Annotated in this window: 21 protein-coding genes, 4 tRNA genes and 1 pseudogene; 7 read left to right on the forward strand and 19 right to left on the reverse strand. The window is 68.2% G+C overall.

Annotated features, from left to right (window positions below; translation table 11 throughout):
- Positions 1 to 537: pseudogene (locus tag QH196_RS31430) on the reverse strand (cytochrome P450); the annotation flags it as partial.
- Between the two features lie 228 nt (positions 538 to 765).
- Here QH196_RS31430 and QH196_RS31435 point away from each other — a divergent pair.
- On the forward strand, positions 766 to 1446 hold the full coding sequence (locus tag QH196_RS31435) for a helix-turn-helix domain-containing protein (protein WP_280419484.1): 681 nt from the start codon (positions 766 to 768) through the stop codon (positions 1444 to 1446).
- Positions 1447 to 1480: 34 nt separating this feature from the next.
- Here QH196_RS31435 and QH196_RS31440 read toward each other — a convergent pair whose 3' ends face one another.
- From QH196_RS31440 to QH196_RS31505, 14 genes are all read right to left on the reverse strand, one after another.
- Positions 1481 to 2455: an SMP-30/gluconolactonase/LRE family protein gene (locus QH196_RS31440; protein ID WP_280419485.1), complete on the reverse strand. Its 975-nt coding sequence runs from the start codon at positions 2453 to 2455 to the stop codon at positions 1481 to 1483.
- Positions 2452 to 3396 carry a sugar kinase gene (locus tag QH196_RS31445; protein WP_280419486.1) on the reverse strand — a complete coding sequence of 315 codons (945 nt, stop codon included), beginning with the start codon at positions 3394 to 3396 and terminating at the stop codon, positions 2452 to 2454. The genes QH196_RS31440 and QH196_RS31445 overlap by 4 nt, the downstream gene beginning before the upstream one ends.
- A gap of 71 nt (positions 3397 to 3467) precedes the next feature.
- Positions 3468 to 4094: a bifunctional 4-hydroxy-2-oxoglutarate aldolase/2-dehydro-3-deoxy-phosphogluconate aldolase gene (locus QH196_RS31450; RefSeq protein WP_280419487.1), complete on the reverse strand. Its 627-nt coding sequence runs from the start codon at positions 4092 to 4094 to the stop codon at positions 3468 to 3470.
- A gap of 52 nt (positions 4095 to 4146) precedes the next feature.
- On the reverse strand, positions 4147 to 5295 hold the full coding sequence (gene dgoD / locus QH196_RS31455; protein WP_280419488.1) for a galactonate dehydratase: 1149 nt from the start codon (positions 5293 to 5295) through the stop codon (positions 4147 to 4149).
- Positions 5292 to 6011: a FadR/GntR family transcriptional regulator gene (locus QH196_RS31460; protein WP_280419489.1), complete on the reverse strand. Its 720-nt coding sequence runs from the start codon at positions 6009 to 6011 to the stop codon at positions 5292 to 5294. The genes dgoD and QH196_RS31460 overlap by 4 nt, the downstream gene beginning before the upstream one ends.
- A 54-nt stretch (positions 6012 to 6065) precedes the next feature.
- A complete protein-coding gene (locus tag QH196_RS31465) occupies positions 6066 to 6821 on the reverse strand; it encodes an SDR family NAD(P)-dependent oxidoreductase (RefSeq protein ID WP_280419490.1) in 756 nt (251 codons plus the stop codon).
- Positions 6818 to 8041 carry a DUF4380 domain-containing protein gene (locus QH196_RS31470; RefSeq protein WP_280419491.1) on the reverse strand — a complete coding sequence of 408 codons (1224 nt, stop codon included), beginning with the start codon at positions 8039 to 8041 and terminating at the stop codon, positions 6818 to 6820. Before QH196_RS31470 ends, QH196_RS31465 begins: the two co-directional genes overlap by 4 nt.
- Entirely contained in the window at positions 8038 to 9132 is a 1095-nt protein-coding gene (locus tag QH196_RS31475) for a zinc-dependent alcohol dehydrogenase family protein (protein ID WP_280419492.1), read from the reverse strand. The genes QH196_RS31470 and QH196_RS31475 overlap by 4 nt, the downstream gene beginning before the upstream one ends.
- A gap of 62 nt (positions 9133 to 9194) precedes the next feature.
- Positions 9195 to 10211 carry an ABC transporter permease gene (locus QH196_RS31480; RefSeq protein ID WP_280419493.1) on the reverse strand — a complete coding sequence of 339 codons (1017 nt, stop codon included), beginning with the start codon at positions 10209 to 10211 and terminating at the stop codon, positions 9195 to 9197.
- Between the two features lie 32 nt (positions 10212 to 10243).
- Positions 10244 to 11764, reverse strand: a complete 1521-nt coding sequence (locus QH196_RS31485; RefSeq protein WP_280419494.1) for a sugar ABC transporter ATP-binding protein — start codon at positions 11762 to 11764, stop codon at positions 10244 to 10246.
- Between the two features lie 44 nt (positions 11765 to 11808).
- Positions 11809 to 12792, reverse strand: a complete 984-nt coding sequence (locus tag QH196_RS31490) for a substrate-binding domain-containing protein (protein WP_280419495.1) — start codon at positions 12790 to 12792, stop codon at positions 11809 to 11811.
- A gap of 208 nt (positions 12793 to 13000) precedes the next feature.
- A complete protein-coding gene (locus QH196_RS31495) occupies positions 13001 to 13771 on the reverse strand; it encodes an SDR family NAD(P)-dependent oxidoreductase (RefSeq protein ID WP_280419496.1) in 771 nt (256 codons plus the stop codon).
- Positions 13772 to 13921: 150 nt separating this feature from the next.
- Positions 13922 to 14305 carry a hypothetical protein gene (locus QH196_RS31500; RefSeq protein ID WP_280419497.1) on the reverse strand — a complete coding sequence of 128 codons (384 nt, stop codon included), beginning with the start codon at positions 14303 to 14305 and terminating at the stop codon, positions 13922 to 13924.
- A gap of 385 nt (positions 14306 to 14690) precedes the next feature.
- Positions 14691 to 14762, reverse strand: a tRNA-Val gene (locus QH196_RS31505).
- A 322-nt stretch (positions 14763 to 15084) separates the two neighbouring features.
- On the opposite strand from QH196_RS31505, the gene QH196_RS31510 reads away from it, so the two are divergent.
- The 4 genes from QH196_RS31510 to QH196_RS31525 all read left to right on the forward strand — a co-directional run bounded on the left by QH196_RS31510 (position 15085) and on the right by QH196_RS31525 (position 16155).
- Positions 15085 to 15157, forward strand: a tRNA-Gly gene (locus QH196_RS31510).
- A gap of 44 nt (positions 15158 to 15201) precedes the next feature.
- Positions 15202 to 15272: transfer RNA gene (locus tag QH196_RS31515), tRNA-Cys, on the forward strand.
- A 1-nt stretch (position 15273) separates the two neighbouring features.
- A tRNA-Val gene (locus QH196_RS31520) sits at positions 15274 to 15348 on the forward strand.
- 273 nt (positions 15349 to 15621) lie between these two features.
- Positions 15622 to 16155 (forward strand): hypothetical protein, encoded by a 534-nt coding sequence (locus QH196_RS31525; protein WP_280419498.1) that lies wholly within the window; start codon positions 15622 to 15624, stop codon positions 16153 to 16155.
- Between the two features lie 132 nt (positions 16156 to 16287).
- Here QH196_RS31525 and QH196_RS31530 read toward each other — a convergent pair whose 3' ends face one another.
- A complete protein-coding gene (locus QH196_RS31530; protein ID WP_280419499.1) occupies positions 16288 to 17427 on the reverse strand; it encodes a hypothetical protein in 1140 nt (379 codons plus the stop codon).
- A 276-nt stretch (positions 17428 to 17703) separates the two neighbouring features.
- On the opposite strand from QH196_RS31530, the gene QH196_RS31535 reads away from it, so the two are divergent.
- Positions 17704 to 18951 carry a sigma factor-like helix-turn-helix DNA-binding protein gene (locus tag QH196_RS31535; RefSeq protein ID WP_280419500.1) on the forward strand — a complete coding sequence of 416 codons (1248 nt, stop codon included), beginning with the start codon at positions 17704 to 17706 and terminating at the stop codon, positions 18949 to 18951.
- On the opposite strand, the gene QH196_RS31540 is transcribed toward QH196_RS31535, so the two are convergent.
- The 3 genes from QH196_RS31540 to QH196_RS31550 form a co-directional block, all read right to left on the reverse strand.
- Positions 18941 to 19858 (reverse strand): hypothetical protein, encoded by a 918-nt coding sequence (locus QH196_RS31540; protein WP_280419501.1) that lies wholly within the window; start codon positions 19856 to 19858, stop codon positions 18941 to 18943. The genes QH196_RS31535 and QH196_RS31540 overlap by 11 nt on opposite strands.
- Positions 19859 to 20008: 150 nt before the next feature.
- On the reverse strand, positions 20009 to 20962 hold the full coding sequence (locus QH196_RS31545) for a LysR family transcriptional regulator (protein WP_280419502.1): 954 nt from the start codon (positions 20960 to 20962) through the stop codon (positions 20009 to 20011).
- Positions 20963 to 20971: 9 nt separating this feature from the next.
- Positions 20972 to 24265, reverse strand: coding sequence for a flavin-containing monooxygenase (locus tag QH196_RS31550; RefSeq protein ID WP_280419503.1), 3294 nt, complete (start codon positions 24263 to 24265; stop codon positions 20972 to 20974).
- Positions 24266 to 24441: 176 nt separating this feature from the next.
- Between QH196_RS31550 and QH196_RS31555 the strand changes: the two genes are divergently transcribed.
- Positions 24442 to 24975 carry a GNAT family N-acetyltransferase gene (locus QH196_RS31555; RefSeq protein ID WP_280419504.1) on the forward strand — a complete coding sequence of 178 codons (534 nt, stop codon included), beginning with the start codon at positions 24442 to 24444 and terminating at the stop codon, positions 24973 to 24975.
- Positions 24976 to 24983 lie beyond the last annotated feature (8 nt).

Below are 24983 nucleotides of genomic sequence, written 5' to 3' on the forward strand. Positions count from 1 at the left end.
GACGGCGAGCGCATGGTGTTCGAAAGCCGCCCGCTCCGCGAACGGCACCCCGAGCAGCTCGCAGATCATCTGCGCCGGGATCGGGTGCGCGAACTTTTCGACGAGGTCCAGCGGCCCACCCGAGTCCGCCATCGCCGCCAGGCAGGAGTCGGTGATCTCCTCGACGCGGGCGGTGAGCTGCCGCATCCGGCGCACGGTGAACCGGCCGATGAGCAGGCTGCGATATCGGGTGTGCTGCGGTGCGTCCACACCCAGGAGGTCGCCGATCGGAGCAGGCGACAGCGGCCCCGAATCGGCGACCGGGTTGTGCATCAGTTCGTAACGGGAACTGAACCGGCGGTCGGCGAGCACGGCCCGGACTTCGGTATGGCCGGTGGCCAGCCAGCCGTGGTGACCGTCGGGGAAGGTCCAGCGCGTGAGCGGACACTGTTCGCGCTGCTCCGATAGTTCGATCGGGGGATCGAAGGGGTGTCCCGGTGGTCGCCGAGTGTGCAATGCCGCTGCGGTGTTCTCAGCTGCTTCCCGAGGCTGTGTCATCGTCGCTCCCGATCTCGCCGTTTCGTTCAGATGGAGGCAAACGCTAAATTGCATTAAGGCAATACTCAACAAAAGATGTTCCATGATTTGGCTATGCGCAGCTGGATCGGGGAAAATGTGTTGCAATTGCCGTGCAGATTAATGCTTCCTCCGTGAACTATCGTTGCAACGAACTGCCGGTGAACGCTGCCATCGACCGGACACCACCTACAGAGAGGGACCGCCCCGATGCCGGGATCCAGACTGTCCGCGGAGGACCGCAGAGAGATCGCCGCCGGCCTGCGAGCCGGGATCGGCTACGCCGCGATAGCACGGCAGCTGAACCGCCCGACATCGACGATCAGCCGCGAGGTCAACCGCAACGGCGGCCCCGGGCGTTACCGCCCCGAACAGGCACACCGAGCCAGTCGGCAACGGTCCCGCAGGCACACACATCCCGACCGCGCACAGCACACCGGCGACAGCCGCGCACTACCCGTTATCGGCCGCCTCACTACACTTTTCGTCCAAACGGGGATGCCACGCACCTCCGCCGGCGTATTGGCGTGCCTGATGACCGCCGACGATGGCAGCTCGGTCGCCGCCGATCTCGCCGCGACACTGCGAGTGAGTCCGGCGGCCATCTCCGCCGCGGTCGGATATCTGCAAGCGCAGGAGCTGATCTACCGCAAACAAGACGAGCCCCGGCGCCGCGACCGCTACATCATCGACGAAACCGCCTGGGCACGAGCCACTATGGCGGGGGTGCGCCAGAATTCGGCGATCGCGTCCGCGGCCCGCAGCGGCGCAGCCGAGCTCGGCGCCACCACAGCCGCCGGCGAACGGCTGGCCGGTATGGCCGATTTCCTCGACCACGTCGGTCGCGACCTCACCGCCTCGGCCCAGCGATGGGCGAAGTTGCTGACATAACCGGAACACACGAGCGCGGCTCTGGCACTCGCACCTACGCTCCGAAGGTTGCCGTGGGCAGACCCGCGACAGTCGTCGAAGCGACCAACGTGGCACCGTCGAGCGAACCCGGTTCGGTCAACCCGTGAGTCGCGGTGGTGACCAGGACCCGATATGGAGCACAGGCACTGAACGCGATACTCGTCGGCTGCACCGCCGGCACGGGCACCACGTCGACCAGCTCGCCGTCGGGGCTGTATCGGTGCAGTCTGCTGCCACCCCACAGCGCCGACCACACATATCCGTCCGCATCGACGGTCATACCATCAGGGCTCGCATCGTCGACCGTGGTGAAGACCGCCGCAGGCTCGTCGATTCCACCGTCCTCCTCCACGCGGAACTGCAGAATCACCCCACGCGCACTGTCGGCGAGGTACATGGTGGCGCCGTCGAGGCTGAACGCCGGACCGTTGGGGACGGTGAGTCCGCCGAGAACCGCCTGGACGCCGCCGTCGGGGTCGACACGCACCAGCCGGCCCGCGCCGGGTGTGCCGTCGTAGGGCATCGCACCGGCCCAGAACCGCCCGTGGGGATCGACCACACCGTCGTTCATCCGCATCGGAACCGGACTGTCGTCGAACGGCCGCGCCAGCCACTCGACCTCGATCCCGTCGCCCGCTGCGGCCCCGTCCGAGTCGTCCAGTAAGGCAATTCCGGTGCCGGCCGCGGCGATCCAGCCGCCACCGGCATGCGGCGCGACGGCCCCCAGGGGGATGTCGAGTCGCAGTCGTTCCCGAGCCGAACTCGCGCCGGCTCCCAGGGACCGCTTGCCGCCGGCTCTCCCGGTACGCTTACCGCCGGGCCCGATGGCCGGCGTGTCATCGGTTCCGATGGCCGGTTCGCCGTCGGTCTCGAACAGCACCCCCGCCAGCAGGTCGACGAACACGAATCCGTGATCCGTCGCCCGCGCCCCCTCACCGAGTTCGTGCCGCGCCGCGCCGAGCGCCGTCCACTCGCCCACGGTGCTCATCGCAGTGCCGCCCCGGAACCCGCAGTGATCAGGGCGAGCTCGTCGCGGCTCGGCAACCCTTCCCAGTCACCTCGGCTCGTCACCGCGAACGCGCCTAGGGTATTTGCGCGGGCGAGTCGTTCGGCGATGCCGCGGCCGTCGAGCAGCGCGGACAGGTATCCCGCGGTGAAGGCGTCGCCGGCGCCGATCGAGTCCACGACACTCACCCGGTGTCCCCCGGCCGTGATCACGTCCGTGGCGGTGTGCGCGGCGGCGCCGGCGGCGCCGAGTTTGACCACCACCTCCGATACGCCGCAGTCGATGAGCTCCGCGGGATCAGGTGCGACGAGACCGAGCTCGTCCTCCGACGCGACCACCACGTCCGCAGCGCGGGCCAGCGGTCGCAACGCTGCCGCGGCAGTATCCCGATCCCACAGCCGCGAGCGGAAGTTCACGTCGAACGAGATCAGCGCGCCGCCTCCGCGCGCGATGTGTACGGCCTCGGTCACGGCCTCGGCCGCACTCGCGGACAAGGCCGGTGTCACCCCGGTGACGTGCAGGATCCGCGGCATCTCTGTCAGTGCCGCAACGGAATCCGCCGCACCAACCCTGGATCCCGCGGAGTCGCGTCGGTGGTATTCGACGCGGGTCACGTCCGGCAGCCGCTGCTCGAACAGCACCAGGCCGGTGGCCCGTCCGGTATCGCGGGAGACGGTATCGACGAGGACGTTCTCCGCGCGCAGCGTGCGCAGTACCAGTTCCCCGGACTCGTCGGCGCCCAGCTTCCCACCCCACCGCACCCCGTGGCCGAGGCGCGCGAGACCGATCGCCACGTTCGACTCCGCACCCGCGACCGCCAAGGTCGCGTCCCCACCGAACCGGATTCGGTCCGCGACGCGCACCGCGACCATCGTCTCGCCGATGGTGACGACGTCGAGCGCCCGATCGGGTGCCGTGCTCATGCTCTGTCTATCGGGCATGTGCGGGGGCCCTGCGTGGTGCCGCTGTGCTACCGCCTCCGGGCCTGACCCGCTCATGCCTGCTCCCGCACAGCCTCGAGGAACGATCGTGCCCGCAGGCGAAGCGCCTCCAGATCCCCGCCGTTGGGGGCGTCGCCGCACAGCGGGCTCGCGACACCGACCGCGACCGCGCCATTGGCCAGGTACGCGGGCACAGTGTCTGTGCCGACCCCGCCGACCGGGATCAGCGGGATATCGGGGTACGGTGCGCGCAGATCCTTGAAGTACCCGGGGCCCATCGTGGACGCCGGAAAGATTTTCACCGCGTCCACACCGAGCCCGGCCGCGGTGATGATCTCGGTGGGAGTGAGGGCACCGCACAGGACCGGGACGCCGTCTTCGATCGCCGCGGGCACCGAAGGCGCAAGGCCCGGGGTGACGATGTAGGTCGCGCCGGCGTCCCGCGCCCGGAGCACATCGTCGGGTGTGAGGACGGTGCCCGCGCCGAGTTGGATTCGTCCGTCCAGCCTCGTCGCGACCGCCTCGATCACCCGCAGCGCCTCGGCCGAGGTGAGCGATACCTCGAACAGCCGGACGCCTTCGTCGGCGAGCGCCAGTGCGGTGTCGATGGATGCGGCAGCGTCGGTGCCACGGATGATGCCGAGGAGCCGGTGTGCACATAGGTCGTCGAGCAGGGTCATCAGATGCCTCGATTTCGTCGGTTCTCGTATCGGCGGCTGTCACCGGGCGGGGTCACCATTCGGCGAACGATCCGTCGGGGTGGTGCCAGATCGGTCCGTGCCAGCTGGTGGCGACCGCGTCGGCGGCACGGACCGCGGCCTCGTCGATCGTGACCCCGAGCCCCGGTGCGTCCCAGCGCTCGATATGTCCGTCGACGAACCGGAACGGGGAGCGGTCGAGGACGTAGTCGAGCAGCTCGGCACTGCCCTTGTTGTAATGGATGCCGATCGATTGTTCCTGCAGCAGGAAATTCGGTGTCGCGAGCGCGACCTGAATACTGGCCGCCAACGCCAGCGGGCCGAGCGGACAGTGCGGGGCGAGCAGCGCGCCGAAAGTTTCGGACAGGGTCGCGATGCGCCGGACCTCGGAGATACCGCCGGCGTGCGAGAGGTCCGGTTGCACGATCGCGACGCCCGCCTCGAGCACAGGCAGGAATTCGGTTCGGGAGTACAAGCGTTCGCCGGCCGCGATCGGCACGGTCGTCGACTCCACCACATCGCGCAACCGGTGGCTCAGTTCAGGCAGGACCGGTTCTTCGACGAACAGCGGGCGCATAGGTTCGAGCATCGGCACGAGCCGGCGCGCGTCCGCGACTCCGACCCGGCCGTGGAAGTCGATCGCGATATCGTTCCGGTCGCCGATCGCGTCCCGGACCTTACCGACGCGCGCGACGACGCCGTCCAACTCGGCGGGCGTCGCCAACCGGCCGAATCGTCCGCACGCGTTCATCTTCAGCGCCGTCAGACCGGCCTCGACCTGGGCGCGGGCGGCATCGGCGACCTCGTTCGGTTCATCGCCGCCGACCCACCCGTACACCCGGACCCGGTCGCGGACCGCGCCACCGAGTAGTTGGTGCACAGGTACGCCCAATGACTTGCCGAGGATGTCCCATAACGCCTGATCGATACCGGCGACGGCGCTGGAAAGCACCGGTCCGCCGCGGTAGAACCCGCCCTTGGTGAGAACCTGCCAGTGCGCCTCGACGGTGCGCGGATCCTTCCCGATGAGCAGTCCGGCGAGTTCGTGGACCGCGGCGCGGACCGTATCGGCCCGGCCCTCGACCACCGGCTCGCCCCAGCCGACGATGCCGGCATCGGTATCTATGCGGCAGAACAGCCACCGTGGCGCGACTGCGAAGGTATCGATAGCGGTGATCTTCACCCGGATTCCTTACTGTCGAGAAGGTTGAGCACGCGCGACAGGTCGTCTGCGGACTTGTCGAGCAGTGCCCGGGTCGACGCCACCGCAGCAGTGGGATCGCCCGCGCGGATGGCGTCGACGACCGCGCGGTGACTCGGCACCGGGTCGTCGGTGGTGTGGTTGTGCACGAGGGAATCCCGGACCATCAGCGCCGGCTCGACGAGCACGTTCATACTGGCCAGCATCTCGTTGTGCGCCGCCCGCAACAGCAGTCCGTGCCATGCCAGGTCCGCGGCGGCGGCCTGCTCCGCGGTTCCCGTCGCGGCGGCGGCCATATCGGCGAGGGCCTGCTCGAAGTCGGCGAGGTCCTCGTCGGTACGGCGCAGCGCGGCCAGTCCCGCCGCGGACGGTTCGATGATCGCCCGCACCTCGGCGAGTTCGTCGAGCATCGCGGACGCGTCGCCGGCGGAGTGCCGCCAGCGGATCACGTCGCTGTCGAGCACATTCCATTCGGCCCGTTCCCGGACGAACGTTCCCCGGCGCTGACGCGAATCGACCAGCCCCTTGGCCGCGAGCACCTTGATCGCCTCGCGTAACGCGGTCAGCGACAGGTCCATCCGCGAGCCGATCTCCCGCAGATCGAGGACCTCGCCGGGCGCCATGGTGCCGTCCACGATTCGGGAACCGAGCAGTTCCACTGTCGTACCGTGGACTCCGCGTCCCGCATAGCCTGTCATGTCTTCCCTCGACTCTGCTTTCCGTGAATAGGTCTCACACCGCGCCGGGTGCGGTCAGGACGAATTCTTGGTGATGCTCCATCCGCCGTCGACGGTGAGGGTGGCGCCGGTGACGAACGACGCCGACGCGCCGAGCAAGAACTCGATGGGGCCGGCCACCTCATCTGGATCACCGAGCCGTCCGATCACCGTCTCCTCGGCGCTCGCGAGGCGATCCGCTTCCGGGATCCCGTCCCACTGCGACGTCAGGACCGGCCCGGGCAGCACACAGTTCACCCGGACCTCACCGCCGTACTCGGTGGCGACCTGCCGGGTCAGGCCGGTCAGTCCAGCTTTCGTCGCCGCATAGGCAGGGACCCCGGGGAGACCGAAGCCGGCATGGACCGACGAGACGATGACGATCGCGCCGCGGCGATCGCGGCGCAGGTCGGGCAGGCACGCCCGGATCCCGTGGAAGGCGCCGGTGAGGTTGACATCGAGCTGCCGCTGCCACGAAGCGAGCGCCATCTCGTGCAGCGGAGCGTGATCGGTGGCCAGCGCATTGCAGACCAGCGCATCGATGGGACCGAACCTCGCGTGAGTATGTTCGATCGCTGCGGCCCAGTCGGATTCAGCGGTCACATCGCCACGGCAGGCCAGTGCCCGACCGCCCGCGGATTCGATCGACGCGGCCGTCTCGGCGACTTTCTCGTCGCGGTCGAACAACACCACAGACCAGCCGGAGATCGCCATGCGGTGCGCGGTCGCGGCACCGATTCCCCGCGCTGCGCCGGTGATCAGCACCGTGCCGGTGCCGGGTTCTGCGGTCACAGCTGCTCCTCCTGGTCGTGGGCCCGGCCGCGGCCAGATGCCGTACCGAGGTCGTGTTCGACGCCGGTACCGTGCTCGCGCAAGGTAATGGGGCTGCCGATCAGATCGCTGTCCAGCGCGGTCACTTCACCGGCACGCACACCGGCGACGGTAATGCCGCTTGCCTCGAGGTCGCCGCCGACGTAAGCGGCGAACCGGGCGTCGCTCCCCCAGTGTCCGACCGGGGTGACGGTGCGAACCTCCCCCTCCCCGGCGGCGGTCGCACAGCGATACTCGAGTGCGGTGTGTTCGCCGGGCGCAAGCGTTACCGACGGGCCGAGGAGTTCGATCTCCACGATCCGCGCCCGCGGCTGCAGACCGCCCAGGCTCTCGATCGGTTCACTCAGCGGGTGCTCCATCCACACTTCGACCCGGGACCCGCCGTCCGGATAGTCACCGCCCGGATCGACCGCGAAGGTCTGGGTGGTGGTGAGGCCGTGCGCCGCGTGCGCCAGCCATCCACTCGCACCCGGGAAGCCGACTTTTCCGACGATATCCTGGTGCGGCACCAGAACTCGGTCATCGCCGAGGATTTCGTGCCGAGGCGCTCCCGTGCCCACCGCGAGCGGCACCGTCCGCCGATCGCCGTCGCCGATTCCGATGTACACACCGCCGGTGCCGGGTTCGCCGGCGGCGCGCTGGGTGACGTTCCACAGCGCCCACCGCACCCGCTCCGCGGACGTGTTACGGGCCTCGAGGCGCACGTCGTACCAGCTCTGGCCGTATCGCAGCGTGACCGCCCGAGTTAGAGTCAGACCGGTGCGCGGATCGTGGCCGCTCGTCATCGTCAGGGTCACCGCCCCGGCGGTGCGCTCCACACGCCGGTCGTACGGGCCGGAGTCGAGAACAGGGTCCGGCGGACCCGCCCACTCGGCCGGGCCGGACCATCCCTGCGGGGCGGGCCATGTCTTGTCGCCGCCGTAGTTGTTCCAGACGCTCATCGGCCCCGACACCGGCGCGGGCACGTGCGGAGCCACCGGGTGCAGGTCGTCGTCCAGCAGTTCAGTATTGCGCCACAGTGTTTCGCGGCCACGCAGTTGCACCGAGAGCAGCCGTCCCCCCAGCGCGGGCACGAACCCGAGCCGTAATACTCCGTTGTCGAGCCATACAGTGCCCGGGCGAAGCCCGTCACCCTCATCGCTCTCGACGAGAATTCCGGTGGAAGGCAGCCGAGGCGTCACGGCAGTGAATCCGAAACGAAAACGACCTTGCCGCGGCTACCACCCGCGGCGAGCGCGAAGGCCGCATCGGCCTCGCCGAGGGCGAACCGGTCGCTCACCACTGCCTCGGGACGCAGGCCCCACGCGACCAGGTTGGCCGCCAGGTCCGACATCGCCTGCAGCGATGTCACCCAGGACGCGTGCAACGTCAGCTGCTTGTGCAGCAACGTATCCGAGACCTCGGTGTCGAAACGGCCGCCCTCACCGATGAACGAGACGTGACCCCACTCGGCCGCATGCTCGACCGCGGTGGACCGGCCGGGCGCCGAACCGGACGCATCGATGGTGAACGCGAAACCTGCTCCGCTGGTGAGCCGGACGAGTTCGGCGTCCGCCTCGTCGGGCGCGACAGTGGCATCGAAGATGCCGAGCGAATCGGCCCATTCCCGGCGCACACCGGACAGTTCGACGCCGACGACGCGGCGGGCGCCCATACCGCGCCCGATCATGCCGGCCGCGAGGCCGACAGGTCCGAGACCGACGACGAGCAGGTCACCTTCACCGCTGACACCGATGCGGCGTAGCCCCTCGTAAGCCGTGCCGAATCCGCAGGCGATAAGCGCCCCGTCGACATAGGACAGTTCCGCGGGCAGCGGTACGCAGGTCCGTTCCTCCGCCAGAACGTAGCGGGCATTACCGCCGTCGCGCTGCCAGCCGTACGACTCCCGCGACGGTGCGGTGCAGCTGATGTAGAAGCCGCGCCGACAGTTGTCGCAGAGTCCGCAGCCGGCGATGTGATAGACGATGACCCGGTCGCCGACGCCGAAGCGCGCGCAGCCGGGGCCGGCGGTGACCACACGACCGGATGGCTCATGGCCGGAGACGACGCCACGGTAGGCGGGACCGTCGATACCGCGATGAGTCTTGTACTCGCGGTAGATGTAGCTGATATCGGTACCGCAGATACCGGCGGCACCGACCTCGACCAGCAGCTGCCCCGGACCGGGTACCGGCACGGGGACCTGCCGCATCTCGGTGGTGGAGTTGCCGGGGAGATAGATACCCGGCATCGTCGCGGGAACTGTCGAGGGCTCCGGCTCGGTTGTGGTCACGATTCCTCCTGTGAGCGGCCGGGTCAGGACCGGATGGTGACCCGTTCGGATATCTGAGCCCGTCATGCGGTGCGGACGGCCGCGGCTCCGCGGCGAACGACGAGCGCGTTGATCAGGACGGCGCCGACGATGATCACGCCGCGAATAACGTCCTGCAAGAAGGAGTTCACCCCGAGCAGGACCAATCCGTTGCCGATCACGGTGATGAAGACGACGCCGAGCAAAGTGCCCAGCATCGTGCCGCGACCGCCGGCAAGGGCGGCGCCACCGATGACAACGGCCGCGATGATATCGAATTCCAGTCCGGCTCCCGCACTGCCGGAGCCCGCGCCGAGCCGGGAGGCGAGGAGCACGCCGGTGATCGCGGACAGCAGGCCGGTAGTGGCGAACAGCAGGATGCGCACCCTGGTGAGATTGATACCCGCCAGCTCCGCCGCGGCCGCGTTCCCGCCGATCGCGTACACCGAACGACCGTACGCGGTGAACTTGGCGATGTAGACGAACACACCGAACAGGATCAGCATCACCACCGCGGACGTGGGGATACCCAGGATGGAACCCCCCAGCAGGTCGAACAGGCCGCTCTCGGGAAGTACCACGGGCAGGGCGTCGGTGAGATAGAGGCCGAGACCGCCGAGGACGCTCCACAGACCGAGGGTTGCGATGAAGGAGGGCACATTGAAACTGGCCCGCAACCAGCCGGCCAGCGCACCCCACGCCGCACCGAGCACCAGGGTCACCAGTACAGCACCGAACACCCCGAGCCCCCACTGGGCGCTGCCCATCGCAACCAGCACCGACGCGAAGGCAACAGCCGGACCGATGCTGATATCGATATCACCGGCGATGATCACCAGCGTCACGCCCCAGGCGGCGATGCCGATCGTCGCGGCATCGCGCAGGATGCCCAGCTGATTCGAGCCGTCCATGAAACCCGACGCCGTCAGACCGAGCACCACATAGAGTGCCGCAATCGCCACCACGAGGCCGATTTCGTTGAGCTGATGACTACGCGAGCCCAACCAACTGCGCACTGTGCGGGAATCACCCGGCTGGAGATTGTTCTTGGTGATGACCACAGGGTCCTCTTCTCGTCTTGGCTTCGTGGTGGTCAGGCCGCCATTGCGGCGGCGAGGACGGAATCGGTGGTGATACCGGAGCCGGTCAGCTCGTCGGCGATCTCGCCGCCGCGCAGCGCGACCACCCGGTCACAGACCAGGGGCAGCTCCTCGAGTTCGCCCGAGACGAACACGACGGCGGCTCCCCCGTCGGCGAGTTCCCGCACCAGGCGGTATATCTCGGCCTTCGCGGCGACATCGACGCCACGGGTGGGTTCGTCGAGCAGCAGGATCCGGCTGCCCGCGTGCAGCCAGCGACCGATGACCGCCTTCTGCTGATTGCCTCCACTGAGATTGACGATCGGCGTCTGCGCGCGAGCCGTCGCGATCGACAGCCGCGAAATAAGACCGGAGGCGGCCTCGCGGAAGCGGTGGTACACGATTGTGGGTCCGGAACTGACGGTCCGATAGTCCGAGATGAGCATGTTTTCGTCGACACCGAGCAGCGGCACGATTCCGGCGCCTTTGCGGTCCTCGGGTGTCATACCGACGCCCAGCGCCTTCATCCGGGCGGCGCCGACCTTGCCGACGCCGGTCCCGGCCACCGCGACGGAACCGGACGAAATCGGATGGAATCCCGCCACGGCACGGAGCAATTCGCTGCGGCCGGAGCCCATCAGACCGGCGATCCCGAGAACTTCGCCCGGGTACACATCGAACGACACCTCACGAATCTTCGGCGGCAGCACCATGTTCCGCACGGAGAGCAGTGGCGTCCCGGACCGATCCACGACGCGTTTGGCGCGTTCCTCCGCGGCCGGCTCGACGGAGCCGACCATCAGCGCCACGACCTGAGCGGTGCTGATGTCCTCGAGCGATACGGTGTCGACGATCCGGCCGTCACGCATAACAGTCGCGGTCGAGGCGACCTGCCGGATCTCGTCGAGGCGGTGGCTGACGTACACGACCGCGACCCCCGCCGCTGCGATCCGGCCGACGGTTTTCAGGACCACCTGGACCTCGGCGGCGGCCAGCGCGCTGGTCGGCTCGTCGAGGATGAGCAACCGGGGCCGGCGCCGGACCGCGCGGCAGATCTCGACGAGCTGCTGTTCGGCGAGTGGAAGTGACTCGACCCGGCTGAGCGGGTCGATATCGAGTTCGAGTTCCTCCAGTACAGCAGCGGTTTCGCGGCGCATGGTGTCGTAATCGATCCGACCGGCGCTGCGGGGCCACACACCGAGGAACATGTTCTCCGCGACAGTCAGTTCCGGGACCAGGCTCAGTTCCTGGTAGACCGTCTGGATGCCGAGTGCAGTCGACCGCCGGACGCCGCCGTGGCCGAGTAGTTCGTCACCGACACGGATGGTCCCCCGGTCCGGGGTTTCGACGCCCGCGAGCAGTCGGATCATTGTCGACTTGCCGGCACCGTTGCGGCCGAGCAGGGCCCGCACCTCACCGGCACGAATGGTCACGGACGCGTCTGTCAGCGCTTGCACGCCGGCATAGTGTTTGGTCAAACCCTCGATCTCGACGACGACGGAGCCGTCGGCGGGATCGTCGGTGCGGTGATCCATGGTGTCCTTCCGGGAATGATGGGGGTCGCGAGCGGGTACGCCGGTCACGGAATCCCGTCCGGATGCGTTTCGATCCAGTCCGCGCCGGCCTGCGGTCCGACGTACTCGTCGACCGGCGCCGGAATCACGAAGTCGGCAGGCGGATTCCCGGCGAGAATGCCGACGGCCGCGCGGCCCGCCAGATCGCCGACCTTGATGCCGGAGATATCCGTGACGCCCTTGAGGACGGTGCCGTCCCGCAACATCCCAGCCGCCTGCGTCGACATATCGCCGCCGAACACCACCACCTCACCGGCCTTGCCCCGCGCCTGGACGGCACGTGCCGCGCCGATCATCTGCGAGCCGGCCTCACCGTAGAACGCGTCGATATCGGGCTGGGCCGTGAGCACCTGTTCGGCGCGCTGGACCGCCTCGTCGAGGGTGAGCCCCTGCTGGTTGGCCACGATGGTGGCTCCGGGAACCGCCGCGGTGAGTGCCTTCTCGAACCCCATCCGGCGTTGGACACACACCTCGAACTGCTCGCAGTTGATCACCGCCACTTTCGGTGCGGTGATGCCCTGTTCCCTGAAGTACGCCGCCATCTGGCGTCCCGAGGCGGCGCCGAACTCCTCGGGGTCGCCGAGCACATAGGCGGAAACCAGCTCCCGCGCGGCGGTGTCCTCGACGCAGGTGTTGTAGCAGATAATCGGGACGCCGTTGTCGTGCGCGAGCCGTAATGCGGGGACGGAGGCAGTGGCCGAGGACGGCGAGATGATCAGCGCGTCGGCTTTCACCGAGGCGATCGTATCCACGAACGTGCTCTCCTTCGACGCATCCGACTGGATGTTCGAAGCGAGCACCTGTGGCGCGTCGGGCAGTTCGGCGAACGTCTCGTTCAGGCCTCGCGCGACACCGGCGTAGTACCCCTCGGCGTTCAGATAGACGACCCCGACGCGGCCGTTCTCCCCGACCCTGCCCGCGCAGCCCGCGACGGTCGCGGCAATCAGCACCGCGCCGAGTACGGCACCCCACTTCCACTTGACCTGCATGTGACCTCGATGTCTCGCTGGGCAACTTCGCTCCGAACAGAGTCGCCGACCACACCCGACAGTGTCAATACTAAATTATTATTTATTTTTGCCGGGTTGCCACCCCAAGTTCCACACCGAGAGAGAAGAAGGACGACCGGACAGCCGCTTCCGACACCCGACCACCGAAATGATCGGTCACCTGCACACCGGCGCTCTACCGTTCCGGTCAGGGCATGCCACCGTCGGAGCGCAACGTTGCCCCGGTCGTGAAACTGGACGCGTCCGAAGCGAGAAACAACGCGGCACCGACGATCTCGGCGGGACGCCCCGGACGTTGCAACGCATGGGCGGCGAACGGATTGTCCTCTGGCGCGATGTCGTCCAGCTTCCAGCCGGCGGTGGCCTCGGTCAGATGTGGACCCGCCATCAAGGTGTTCACTCGCACCGTAGGCCCGAATGCCAGCGCCAAACCTTCCGTCATCGCGTTGAGCCCGGCCTTGGCGGCCGCATACGGGACGATCGACGGGCGCGGCCGAATCGACCCGGAGGAACTGACATTGATGATCGAGCCACCCCCTGCGGCCATCATCCGGTCCCCCACGAGCACCGACAGCCGGAACGGACCCTTCAGATTGAGGTTCACCACGGAATCGAACAGCTTCTCGGTCACCGTATTCAGCGAATCGTAGACCGGCTGCATACCCGCATTGTTGATCAGCACATCAATCCTGCCGAAACGGGCATAGGCGGCCTCGACCAAACCGTCGAGCTGGTCCCAGCGGCCCACATGCACGCTGTAGGGCAGCGCGACCCGGCCGGTCTCCTGCTCGATTTCCGCGGCCGTCGCCACGCAACTCTCGTAGTCCCGGCTGGCGATCACCAGGTCCGCGCCGCACCGGGCAGCCGCGAAGGCCATCTCGCGCCCCAGCCCACGGCTGCCGCCGGTAATCAGTACCACCCGCCCGCTCAGATCGAACAGTTCATCGGCATAGCCCACGACACCCTCACCCCGACTCGGCCGGGAGGCCACCGTACCCGCACCGAGCCAGGCCTCAGACTGTCACTCTCCATTTGAAGAATATCATTCTCTACAGAGAAATCGTCATCCTCTCGACTTCACGAGTGTCCACGGGATCGTATTACCGGATCACCTGATGTCTATTGTTCCGTCGAATACCAGCGGTGTGGGCCCCGGCATGCAGTCACGGAACGAGCTGGTCGGCATCGGGACGCCGTATCCGATCATGTTCGGTGCGCCGTTCTGACCCTTGGCCACGGTAATCTGAATGGCCATCGAATCCGGTGCAAAGACCATCACCGGCTGGGCGGTGGTGATCGGGTATACCAGCGAAACCGTGTTGCCCTGCACGCGCAGACAGGTGACCGGGCCGGTTACCTTCACCGGTAACGGCATATTTCCGAGTTGCCCGGTCGCGCTGTATGTGCCGGTAGCGGGCCCATCTCCTTGCCCTTGCGCCTCGACGTGCAGGATATTCAGGCCCAAGACCTGCATACTGCCGTCGATCGTCACACTGGCCGGTGCCGCACCTGCCGGCCCCGCCCCAGCAACCGCCACCGCTCCCGCCGCAGCTGCCGAGACGCACAGACGAGTAAGCCATGTCCTCATGACGAGACCTCCGAATCCTAGGTTTGCGGACGGCGGATACCCGGGCCCCGACCACCTACACCCGGAATCGCGGCCGCAGCACAGTACAACCGACAGCGACCGACCGCCCCCCGGAACCGCCCCGTCAGGACGATGAGAACCGACCCCGATCACGGCGGAGTCCATGCAATATGCGTGCGACCGATATCGGCATCCAGCGGTCGACACCGGACAGAATCGAACCACCATCCAGATGGACCCAAAACACAAAAATACCCCCTGACCTGCAAGGATCAGAGGGGTATTCCGGTGGTCCCAGCTGGGATCGAACCAGCGACCTTCCGCGTGTGAGGCGGACGCTCTCCCGCTGAGCTATGAGACCGGGAGCTGTTCGGCGGCTTCTTTCGATGCCCTCCGAACGAGATGGAACCTTAACACGCCCCACCCTACTGCCACCAAATCACCCCTATGTCATTCACTTCGGTGGCACGCACGCGAAGCTTCGGGGCGCCCGTACTACGCGGAGCCGGCCACCGATGCGGTCGCCGTCGGTGTCCACAGGGCGCCGACCGCCACTCTCCGACCGGCCGAATGACAACCTTGTCATTCATAGCCTTCTACCAGGCGATTTGTAGGTTGCGGCGTACGTCGGCTAATGTTCTGTCTCGCACCACGGAGGACAGCGAGCCACCGAGGATGCGAATGCGGATGTAGCGCAGCTGGTAGCGCATCACCTTGCCAAGGTGAGGGTCGCGGGTTCGAATCCCGTCATCCGCTCGAGAGGTAGGGCCAGGCGCATAGAATGCCTTCCCCCTTTGCGCGGTGGAGTGGCCGAGTGGTGAGGCAACGGCCTGCAAAGCCGTGCACACGGGTTCGATTCCCGTCTCCACCTCGCGCGATTAGCTCAGCGGGAGAGCGCTTCCCTGACACGGAAGAGGTCACTGGTTCAATCCCAGTATCGCGCACCATCGCATTACCAGGTCAAGGCACTTCTCCGGAATCCCGGGTAAGTGCCTTTTCTGCTTTCCAGGTCATTCGGAAACGCATCGAGGAATTACCCGCCGAGCACACACGCCGCTGTTCCCGCCCGGCTGCGGCCACACCAACGCCCAGACCAGCACCGCGCGCTCCCGGTCGAGCACCGGCGTGCGCATTGGGCGGCGAAGTGGTGCCGGGCCGCCGACGTCCCGCACTGACCACCATTGACAACCAGTAGAAGCCATCGTTGAAATAGTCCAGCGATGACCGAACCTGATTCCCAGCTCGAAGAGGAACTCAACGCCGCGCACAACCTTTATCCGATCGGCGATCATGTGACCGGAGTGGTCACGCATATTCCGCGACCCGGCGCCATCGGACTTTTCGTCGACTTGGGCCGTTCGCCAATCGGTTTCGTCGATGTCATGAATCTGCCGTTATCCGCGGACCAGTGGCCGGCTGTCGGCACAATGACCGAGTTCGAGGTCCTCCAGCACCGGCGCGGACAGGTTCGGCTCTGGCCGCTCGATTCCGCCCTCCGGTCGAGCAGAGCAGGCTTTCCCGTCATGAGTGAGTCCGAATGGCGCGTCGTGAAGAGCCGCTACCCCGTCGGCGCCGGAGTCGCCGCCGAGATCACCGACGTTTTCCCGGTCAACCGCGAATACTTCGTCACATTCGATGGCCTCTGGTCCGGCCTGTCCTGGTCGGGCACGCCCCCCGTCGTCGGCACCACCGCACAGTTCGCTGTCGACCGACATCTCGACGCGACCCGACGAATTCGGCTGCGCCGCGGGTGACAACACGGCCAACGCCGTCACGGTGCGCGAAGTCCTCCGCGACACTTACCCTGCGTGAATACGCACACAAGGTCTTGCCGGAGTTTCGCCGCTGCCGGAGTTACCGGTATCGGAAGTAACTGCTGGTAGAGGCTATGGCGCGTAGCGGAGGATACCGGCGAGCTGTGCGCCGTCGGGGAGGTCTGCCGCGCGGACGGCGAGGACTTCGCCGCCGGTCAGGAGCACGCGGCGGCTGATTTCGTCCAGGATGCCCGGGGCGTCGCCGGCTGCGGAATCGGCGAAAGTGACCGCGCCGTCGGCGGTTACCGTGCCGGGGACCGAGGCGTCGATATCCACCAGCAGGGTGTCGACGGATCCGGCGGACGCCGCGCGCGCCAGATCGGCGACATCGGTGGCGGCCCGGCCTTCGCCGCGGCGCAGTTCTACCAGGTCGACGAGATCGGCCAGTTGGGCGGCATAGTGCCGGTCCAGGACTTCGCGGGAGCGGTCGGCCAACTCGTGGTCGGTCGTGTGTTCCGGGTTGCCGGGGATGCTTTCGTCGAGCAGATTGTCGTAGCTGTTCACGGAGCGGAACAGGGAGTTGATGGGTTCGGTGGCGGCCAGGATCAGCGGGGTGTCGCGGCCGGCGAGCAGATCGCGCAGTTCGGTGTCGACGGCACGGGCGAACTGCCGCGCCCGCATCTTGCGGCCTTCGTCGCCTTGAACGCGGCGCTTCGGGGCGCGATCGCCGAGGCTCGCCTTGCCGGCATGGTCGGCGGCGCTTGTCGGGAGGCCGGGAACCGGCACGGTGCGGGCGGGGCGGTCGGCGCTCACTTCCACCAGCCGGACGCCGCCCTCGGCCAGGGCGAGGACAAAGGCGGCCTGCGGGAAGGTCACTGCCCGGAGCAACCGCTTCAGATAGAAGCGGTTACCGACCGTCTCCGAGGCATTCAACTGGTTCGGAACGCGGAAGGTGCGGATGCGGGTGGGTGTCGCGAGCACCACCAGTGTGCGTGATTGGAAGCGCCAGAACGCGGCGTCGTCGATGTAGGCGTCGAATTCTTCTTCCAGCGCGGCGCGTGCCTCGGGGTCGGTGACGAGATCGAGTACTCGGCGGGCCTGGTTCGAGAAGGCGATCCGGTTGCGGTCCGGGTCGGCGGTATCGGATTCGGTGGGCGTGTAGAGGGAAACGCACCAGGTGTCGGTGACACCGGCGAGGGCTTTGATCTCACTGCGGGTCGGGATATCGGTATGCAGCACGAGCGCCTCCACATCGGACGGTCGGAACGGCACGCCGGCGCCCGCGGAGTGAGCCCGGAATTCCGGTGGCGGTCGGCGTCCGGTGCGGACGGCCGCTGCTGGAGCGTCGCCCGGATCGGTCCTCTATCAGCATTTTCTCGGCAAACCCATTAGATCACACGGCAACGGCCGCGACCGGATCTGCGGCGGCGGGCCATACCTGCGCTTCCGGCATTCCGTGGCAGTGCCGGGCGCTGTCGGTACCCGCCGTTAAGCTGGCCCACACGAACGCGAGCCGGCCGGTGATCCGAAGTCCCGAAGGGGGTGTGTGTGCAGGCGGAGCCAGTGCGTGGCGACGCATCCGGGTATGCGAATGACACGACGGACTTTCCCGATGATCTGCGGGATCATCTCTCCTTCGAATTGGAGGAGTGCGCGCACGCGCTCGGCGAACTGGTCGACGATTACGGGGTCGATCGGGAACGCGCCGCGGCCATCCTGCGTTTCCGGCTCGGTATCGCCGGGGAACGGCCCGAAACGCTGACGCGGATCGGGGCCCGGTTCGATTTCTCCCGCGACCGGGCCCGGCAGTTGCACACCAAGGCGGTCGGCGAACTGCTGCGCCATACCGCGCGCTCCGGGCGGCTCCCCGTTCCCGAGTACGCCCGGCGCTACCCCGTGGGGACCCGGGATTCGGTGCTCACGCGGGCGCTGCTGGCCGAAACCTATGCCACCGATGGTGATATCGCCGTGAACGATCTCGCGTATCTCAAATTGCGTCTGGCGGGGCACGACGCGACCGACGCGAAACGGGTGGCGGGCTATGTCACGCAGCGCATCGTGGGCTGGCGTAAGAAAACCAACCATCTGCTGTCCCGGCTCCGCGAGACCGGTCCCCCCGCCGGGCCGCCCGCGCCCTGGCCGCACCGGATCGATTGGCCCGCCCGATCAGGGTCGCCGGCCGCGCTGCCGACCACCGCGGCACGCGCGTTCGATCTCGACGACGACGGGCGCGGCCGGTTCTATCTGCACAAACCGGGTCGCGATATCGGCTTCGACTCCGGACTCGAGGCGCGCCTGATGCGGCTGCTCGATACCGACGACCGGATCCGCATCTTCCAGGAATATCCCGAGGCCGTCGGATACCGGGTCGACGGCGAAGAGCATCTGCATTTCCCGACCCTGGTGGCCGAACTCGCCGACGGCCGCAGGGCGCTGATCGATGTGCAGCCGCTGGGGCATATCGGTTTCCACGTGAACCGGCTGAAGGCGCGTGCCGCCCGGGAATGGGCGCACGCGAACGGCTGGGGCTGGCTGCTGTGGACCGGAAGTGCGGTGGGCGAACCGGAACTCGCTGCCCATCCGGTACCCGCGGCGATCCGCGACCGGCTGACCGGACTGCTCGCCGACGGCCCGGTGCGCCGCGACGCATTGCGGCAGCTGCGGGCCGACGGGCTGGAATCACTCGACCTGCTGGCGCTCACCTTCCGTCACGAATGGCGGTGGGAGCGGGCGCCGTTCCGGCTGTCGGCCGCGAATCAACCGCAGCCGGAAGTGCCCGCACCGGTCAAGGTTTGATGAACATGGTCGCCGCGATGAAGGTGGCCAGCAGCAGCATCACGAAAACCGTCACCACCTGCCAGTTGTCGATGGTTTTGTGCAGGCGGCGGATGGTGTCCTCCAGCGCGCGGTGCACCCGCTCCTGATCGGCAATTCGCCGCCCCACCGCGGCCACCGACTCGGCCTGCTCACGGGCCTTCGCCGCGGTGCGCTCCATCCGGGCGTGCGCGCGCTCGAGCTGCTGCTTCTTCTCTCGCACCGCCTGCCGGGAAACCGCGAGCGCGGTGCGCTGCTGGATCAGCTCCTGCCGCTGCTGTTCGAGCAGCAGCGCCTGTGTCCGAGTGTGCTTCTCCCAGTCGGTCACTGCCGCCCATCCCTTCCTCAAATGATCGCGGTAACCCCACGCGACCTCACCCGCCACCCATTCGCGCAGGAACTCGCGCAGTTCGTACGGGCGCTCCCCCGGCACCACCAAACCCTGCGACCCCAGCTCGAGCATGCCGCTCGCCGCGCGGTATTCACATGATTCCGGTGCGAGATCGGCGATACCGAGCGCGGGCAGCTGCGCCACCCAGAAACCCGGTGCGCACAGCCACAGCACCCCGGCGTACCCCAGAGCTTTCAACTGGTCCGTGTGTTGCTGTGCGAGTTCCTGAGTCAGTGGCCCGGAACGCACCTCGATCGCGAACTGCTCGGTGCCGCGCCGCCACCACACATCGACGGTCAGCGGTCCGCACCGCCTGTCGACGACCGCCTCGTCCGCGCCGAACGCGAGCAGCCGGGCGGCCAGCCAGTACTTCAGGCGCTGGGTATTCCACTGGGCTTCCGCGCAGCGGCCGCAACGGCAGCCGTAACCGGGTGCGGTGTTGTCCCCGGCCGATTCCACCCGCCCCGAACCATCCGAAATCCCCAGGTCGGACAGCATTGTCCGGCGCCCACACCGTATATCCGTTCGCCGCTTCGTCTGCATGCGACCACCCATCTAACCCGTCCCACCGCGCCGGCCCGACCACCACACCGGTACTTCCCAGAGTGCGCCACAACTGCCGGTCAGCGCCAGGTTTCTGCCCAGCAGTTACCCAAGTGGGACCCGCCGAACCTTATCCGCCCGCGCTGTCCCGGTCACCGGATCACCGGACTCCAGCACGGTGCGGATCAACGTGCGCAGCCAGGCATGCGCCGGATCGGGTGTATTGCGCGGATGCCAGGCCAGCGAAATCGTCATTTCCGGTAGCGGCAGCGGGATCTCGAAGGCACACAGCCCCAATGCGGGCAGTGTCGTTTTCGCGACAACGGCCGGCGCCGGGCAGACCACCGCACCGGACCGCACGGCCAGCAGCGCGGTGGTGAGATCCGGCACGGTCGACACGACCCGGCGGGTCCGGCCGTGCAAGGCGAGGCGGTCGTCGATCACACCGCGGACGATACCGCGCGGCGAGATACTGATATGCGCGGCCGCGGCGAAGGCCGCGACGGTGACCCGGTCCGCGACCAGTGGGTGGCCGGGTGCGGCGACCCCGATGAGCCGGTCGCCGCGGATACGTTCCACCCGGGTCTGCGGATCTGCCCGGTCGATCACGCCGACCTCGACATCGATTCGGCCGTCCCGCAGGGCGCTCGCCGAGCCGGCCGCATCGGCCGGAACGAAACGGAGCGTAACGCCCGGGGCCTGCGCACGGACCTCGGTCAGCAGCTGCCCGGCAAGCTCGGGCAGCACCGCGTCGTTCACATGCAGCGCGAAACCGCGGACCAGGGCCGTGGGGTCGACGGTATCCGGTTTCGCCAGCAACGCCCGGCCCTGTTCGACCAGTGCGCTCACCTCGAACCTCAGCTCGAGGGCGCGCGGTGTCGGCACCAGTTCGCGGCCGGCGCGCACCAGCAGGGGGTCGCCGTAGACGCGGCGCAACCGGGCCAGCGTGCGACTCATGGCGGGCGGTGAGGTGCTGAGCCGTTCGGCGGCGCGGGTGACGCTGTTCGTTTCGAGCAGCGCGTGCAACGCCACCAGCAGGTTCAGGTCGAGGTCGGCCACGCCGCGGGGTCAGGTGCGCGGGCCGGCGCCCGGGGCCGGCGGGGCAGTATCCGCCGCGTCCCCGGATTTCGGCTCCGCGGAGTCAGCGCCGGGCACAGCTGATTCGGGCGGCGCCGCCGACTCGGCATCCGCAGTCGACTCGGCAGGCGCAGCCGATCCGGAAGCCGCTGGAGCGGTCCCGGTCGCCTTCGCTCCGGAACCGGCAACGCCCTGCTCCGACGCCTCGGTTCCGGACCCGTTCGCTTCGGTTGCCGGCTCGTTCGCCTGCACGCCGGAGACCGGACCAGCGGCCGTCTCGGCAGAAGCAGGCGCCGTCACACCGTTCGCACCCCGATCAGCGTCATCTACCACAGCTGCCGGTTCGACCGGAGTCGATTCGTTCCCACCCGAACCCACATTCTCATCGGCGGGAGCATTTGCCCGCACCTGCCCGCCGTGGCCCGAAGCTACCGTTTCGCCGGCCGTCTCCAGCGATTCGATATCGCGGGCGGACTGCCCGGCCCCGACTGTTCCCTCTTCCGAGGCAGCCGAACCGATCGGTTGCTCCGAGGATCCGCTGCCTGCACCGGCCGAGCCGGAACCCGCGACGCCGGTCTCGACCGGCGGCGCCGCATTGCCCTCCGCCTCGTCGGCTGACCCGGACGCATCGCCGGTGGTCGTCCCTGGCGTGGTCGTGTTTCCCGCTGCAGGGTCCGCTGCGACCGAGGTCGTCACTCGGTCGGCCGAGCCGGGACGCCCGGCGGTCCCTGGTGCAGACAGTGGCCCCGCCCCGGGGAGCTCTGCCTCCGTCCCAGCTGGTCCGATTGTCGGCGCCGGGTCCTGTCCGGTGGGTTGCGAAGAGTTGTTCGCAAGCTCCTCCCCTGCCGGTCCGGCAGCAACCGATCCGCGGGCTTCCCCGGACGTTCCGGCCTGTGGCCGCATATCACCCGGCGACGCTGGTTCGGCGGTTTCCGAGGAGAGCCCGGCAGGCTGCCCGGTCGAGCCGGATACCGGGTTCCGCGACTCGGTGCCGTGCTCCGGGAACGATGGTTCGCCGCCGGAAACGGTCTCCGGTCGGCCGGGTTCACGGCCTGCGGGGTCGGCGGTCCGGCGCATCGAATCGTCAGTGGATTCCGCAGGTTGCGGCGACGACTCGGCGCCTGCCTTTCCGATAGGACCGGAAGCCGGCGCCGATTCGGGCTGCACCCCGGCCGGGCCCTCGGCGAGGGACTGCGCGGTACGCATATCGATCCGCACCGTCGGACTGTTGGAGCGGGCCGCGATTCCGGCGGCGCGTTGTTCGGCGGCTGCCCTGCGCTCGGCCTCCGCGGCGGCCTGCTGAGCTGCCGCGGACGGTGCCGCGGGCGTGGAACGAGGGGCTGCGGCCGGCGGCTGGGGTGCCAGGGCCGAAGACTGGGGTGCTTTGGCGGCAGGACGAGGCGCTACCGCGGGCACGGGGGTTGCCGGGACGAACTGGGAGGGTGCGGGTATCGGCCGCGACGCGCCGGGCGCGGTGGTGGGGCGGACCTCGGGAACCGGCCGCGTGCGGGCGGTGGGGTCCACCGCGGGGAGGGTGGTTGTCCGGACCGCGCTCGCGGCAACCGCCTCCGGGATCCGGACGGTCGGCGATTCGGCGGAGGCCGCGGGGACCTGAGGCTGCGGGGATTGCGCTCCGGCCGGCGGTACAGCGGCCGCGCCGGGCCGAGGCGCTCCGGCCATGCCCGGAGTTCCGGCGGGACCGTGCGGGGTTTCGGTGGGGCCGTGCGGGCCGGCTTGCGGGGCGACCGTGAGCGGGGCGGTAGCGGGATGAGCCGCGACCGTTTCCGCGGCGGCGGGCGCGGTTGCCTGCGTGCCGGGACCGCGTTTGCGGCGCGACACCACCCGGTAGTCACCGGGCCGCACCGGCCGTAGCCACTGCGCGGTGCGCGCGGCGAACGGCAACCGGACCCCGATATCGCCCAGTAGTTCGTCGATATCGCGGATTGCGTCCGGTGTGATCGTGCCGTGCGCGTGGCGTCCGCCGGTGTGCTGGTCCAGCCAGCGCAACCGGGTATCGATACGTTCGCTCATGGTCTCGACCGGCGGCAGCGCCAGGTTGCCGGTGAGCAGGGCCGCTGTCCAGTGCGCGCCGATTTCCGCGCTCACCGCGCTGAGCAACGAGGTGTTGTAACCGGCGAAGGTCAGATGCGGGACATCCAGCGGCAGGATCTGCCGGTACAGCCGGAAATTGCCGTCGTCATCGGTGAGCTGCCGCTGTACATAGGGCGTCAGGAACGGCACCCGCTGCTGGAATCCGGTCGCGCAGACGACGATATCGGCCCGGACCCGCTGTCCGTCGGACAGTTCGGCGAACGGCCCGGCCGGTCCCCCGCCGAGCGCGATCACCTTGGTCTGCCCGCGCACGGTGAGGCGACCTTGGGTCACCTGTTCGGCGAAACCTTCGGTGGCGAGGCCGAACGCGGCGTCATAGGCCTGTTCGAACCGCCGGTCCGGGACGAGCCCGAGTTCGGCGGCGCCGGAGCGCTGCGCCACCAGCGCTTCGATCAGGTCGAGGTTGCTCTCCCGGAAGGAGCGTGCGGGCCCGTGCAGCAAGCGTTCGATCCGGCCGGGTTCGGGGTGGCCGAAATGGGCGGCGCCGGTTCGGGTGAGCAGGATCCGTTCGGCGTCGATACCGGTGGCGAGGCGCCGCGGCATCTTCCACAGCAGCCGGCGCGCGACCATCGTCGTATCCGCGGCGACCTTGCTGATCTCGGTCGCCAGATCGGCGGCGGCGGCGCCGTAGCCGACCACGACCACGGCTCGGTCGCGAACCGCCTCGACATCGAGGAACTGAGTGGAATGGCCGAGCTGTCCGCCCGCACGGGCAAAGGCGGTCGCGCCCGCGAAGTCCGGGATCTCGGGTTCGCTGAACACACCGTTGGCGATGATCAGGTGATCGCAGGAGGTGCGATGCACTCCGTCGGCGTCGCGGATCTCGAGCAGCCAGCCGCCCTCGACCGGATCCGCGGCCACCACCTCGGTGCGCAGGCGCAACCGGTCGGTCAGGCCGAAGGCACGCACGTAGCTGGACAGGTACTCCTGCATCCGTGCGCCGTCGAGCACCCGTGGGTAGTCGGCGGGCATCGGATGGTCGGAGAAGTGGTAGGTGTTCTTGGTGCTCTGCGCCCGTAAGCCCGGGTAACGGCGGGTCTCGCTCCACACGCCGCCGATATCGGGGGCACGATCGAACACTTCGACCGCGAACCCATCCTCAGTCAGGACCTTCGCGCAGACCAGACCCGCGATACCCGCACCGACGATTGCGATGCGGTTCCCGCTCCTCATGGGCGAGAGATTACGTCGGATGCGTCCGGCAGCAAAGCCGGAGATCGCATTTCGGCCATCGCCGCAGGTCGCGGGGAGGCGGCGCGACCGGCGCCGGGGGCCACCGGTGGGACCGGTCGCCGCCGGGCGACCTGCGCACATGCCGTCCGCCGGGGTCGCTGTGGTCTCATTGAGCTATGACCACTGTCACCGTGGACCGGGCCGGACTGTGGGACGCCGAAGCGCTCAGCGATGTCGCCGCTGCGACCTTCCCGCTCGCCTGCCCACCGGGTACCGATCCCGACGATATCGGCGTATTCGTCGCGGATGTACTGTCCGGCGAACGGTTCGGCGAATACCTGTCGGATCCGGCCCGCACCGTGCTCAAAGCGGTCGCCGACGACGAGATCGTGGGCTACGCCATCCTCAACGGGGACATGCCGGACGATCCCTCGGTGGCAGCGGCGATAGCGCTCGACCCGGTGCTGGAGATCAGCAAGATGTATGTCCTGCCGGGCCACCACGGCGTGGGGGTGTCCGCCGCGCTCATGCGGGCAGCACTGGAACGTGCCCGCGGCGCGGACTACGCCGGGGTCTGGCTGGGCGTGAACCAGCAGAACCTGCGCGCGCAACGTTTCTACGCCAAGTACGGGTTCGAGCAGGTGGGCACCAGAACCTTCACCGTCGGCCGTCAGGTGCACCACGATTATGTGCTGCGCCTGGTGTTCTGACCGCGGCG

It is taken from the genome of Nocardia carnea (genome assembly GCF_029868325.1).
GTDB classification, from domain to species: Bacteria; Actinomycetota; Actinomycetes; order Mycobacteriales; family Mycobacteriaceae; genus Nocardia; species Nocardia carnea_C.

Coding starts and splice junctions, on each gene's coding strand:
- QH196_RS31460 (WP_280419489.1), bottom strand. CDS start 6,011: ATGACAGGCTATGCGGGACGCGGAGTCCACGGTACGACAGTGGAACTG.
- QH196_RS31435 (WP_280419484.1), top strand. CDS start 766: ATGCCGGGATCCAGACTGTCCGCGGAGGACCGCAGAGAGATCGCCGCC.
- QH196_RS31490 (WP_280419495.1), bottom strand. CDS start 12,792: ATGCAGGTCAAGTGGAAGTGGGGTGCCGTACTCGGCGCGGTGCTGATT.
- QH196_RS31440 (WP_280419485.1), bottom strand. CDS start 2,455: ATGAGCACCGTGGGCGAGTGGACGGCGCTCGGCGCGGCGCGGCACGAA.
- QH196_RS31450 (WP_280419487.1), bottom strand. CDS start 4,094: ATGACCCTGCTCGACGACCTATGTGCACACCGGCTCCTCGGCATCATC.
- QH196_RS31485 (WP_280419494.1), bottom strand. CDS start 11,764: ATGGATCACCGCACCGACGATCCCGCCGACGGCTCCGTCGTCGTCGAG.
- QH196_RS31525 (WP_280419498.1), top strand. CDS start 15,622: ATGACCGAACCTGATTCCCAGCTCGAAGAGGAACTCAACGCCGCGCAC.
- QH196_RS31445 (WP_280419486.1), bottom strand. CDS start 3,396: ATGAGCACGGCACCCGATCGGGCGCTCGACGTCGTCACCATCGGCGAG.
- QH196_RS31555 (WP_280419504.1), top strand. CDS start 24,442: ATGACCACTGTCACCGTGGACCGGGCCGGACTGTGGGACGCCGAAGCG.
- QH196_RS31550 (WP_280419503.1), bottom strand. CDS start 24,265: ATGAGGAGCGGGAACCGCATCGCAATCGTCGGTGCGGGTATCGCGGGT.
- QH196_RS31540 (WP_280419501.1), bottom strand. CDS start 19,858: ATGCTGTCCGACCTGGGGATTTCGGATGGTTCGGGGCGGGTGGAATCG.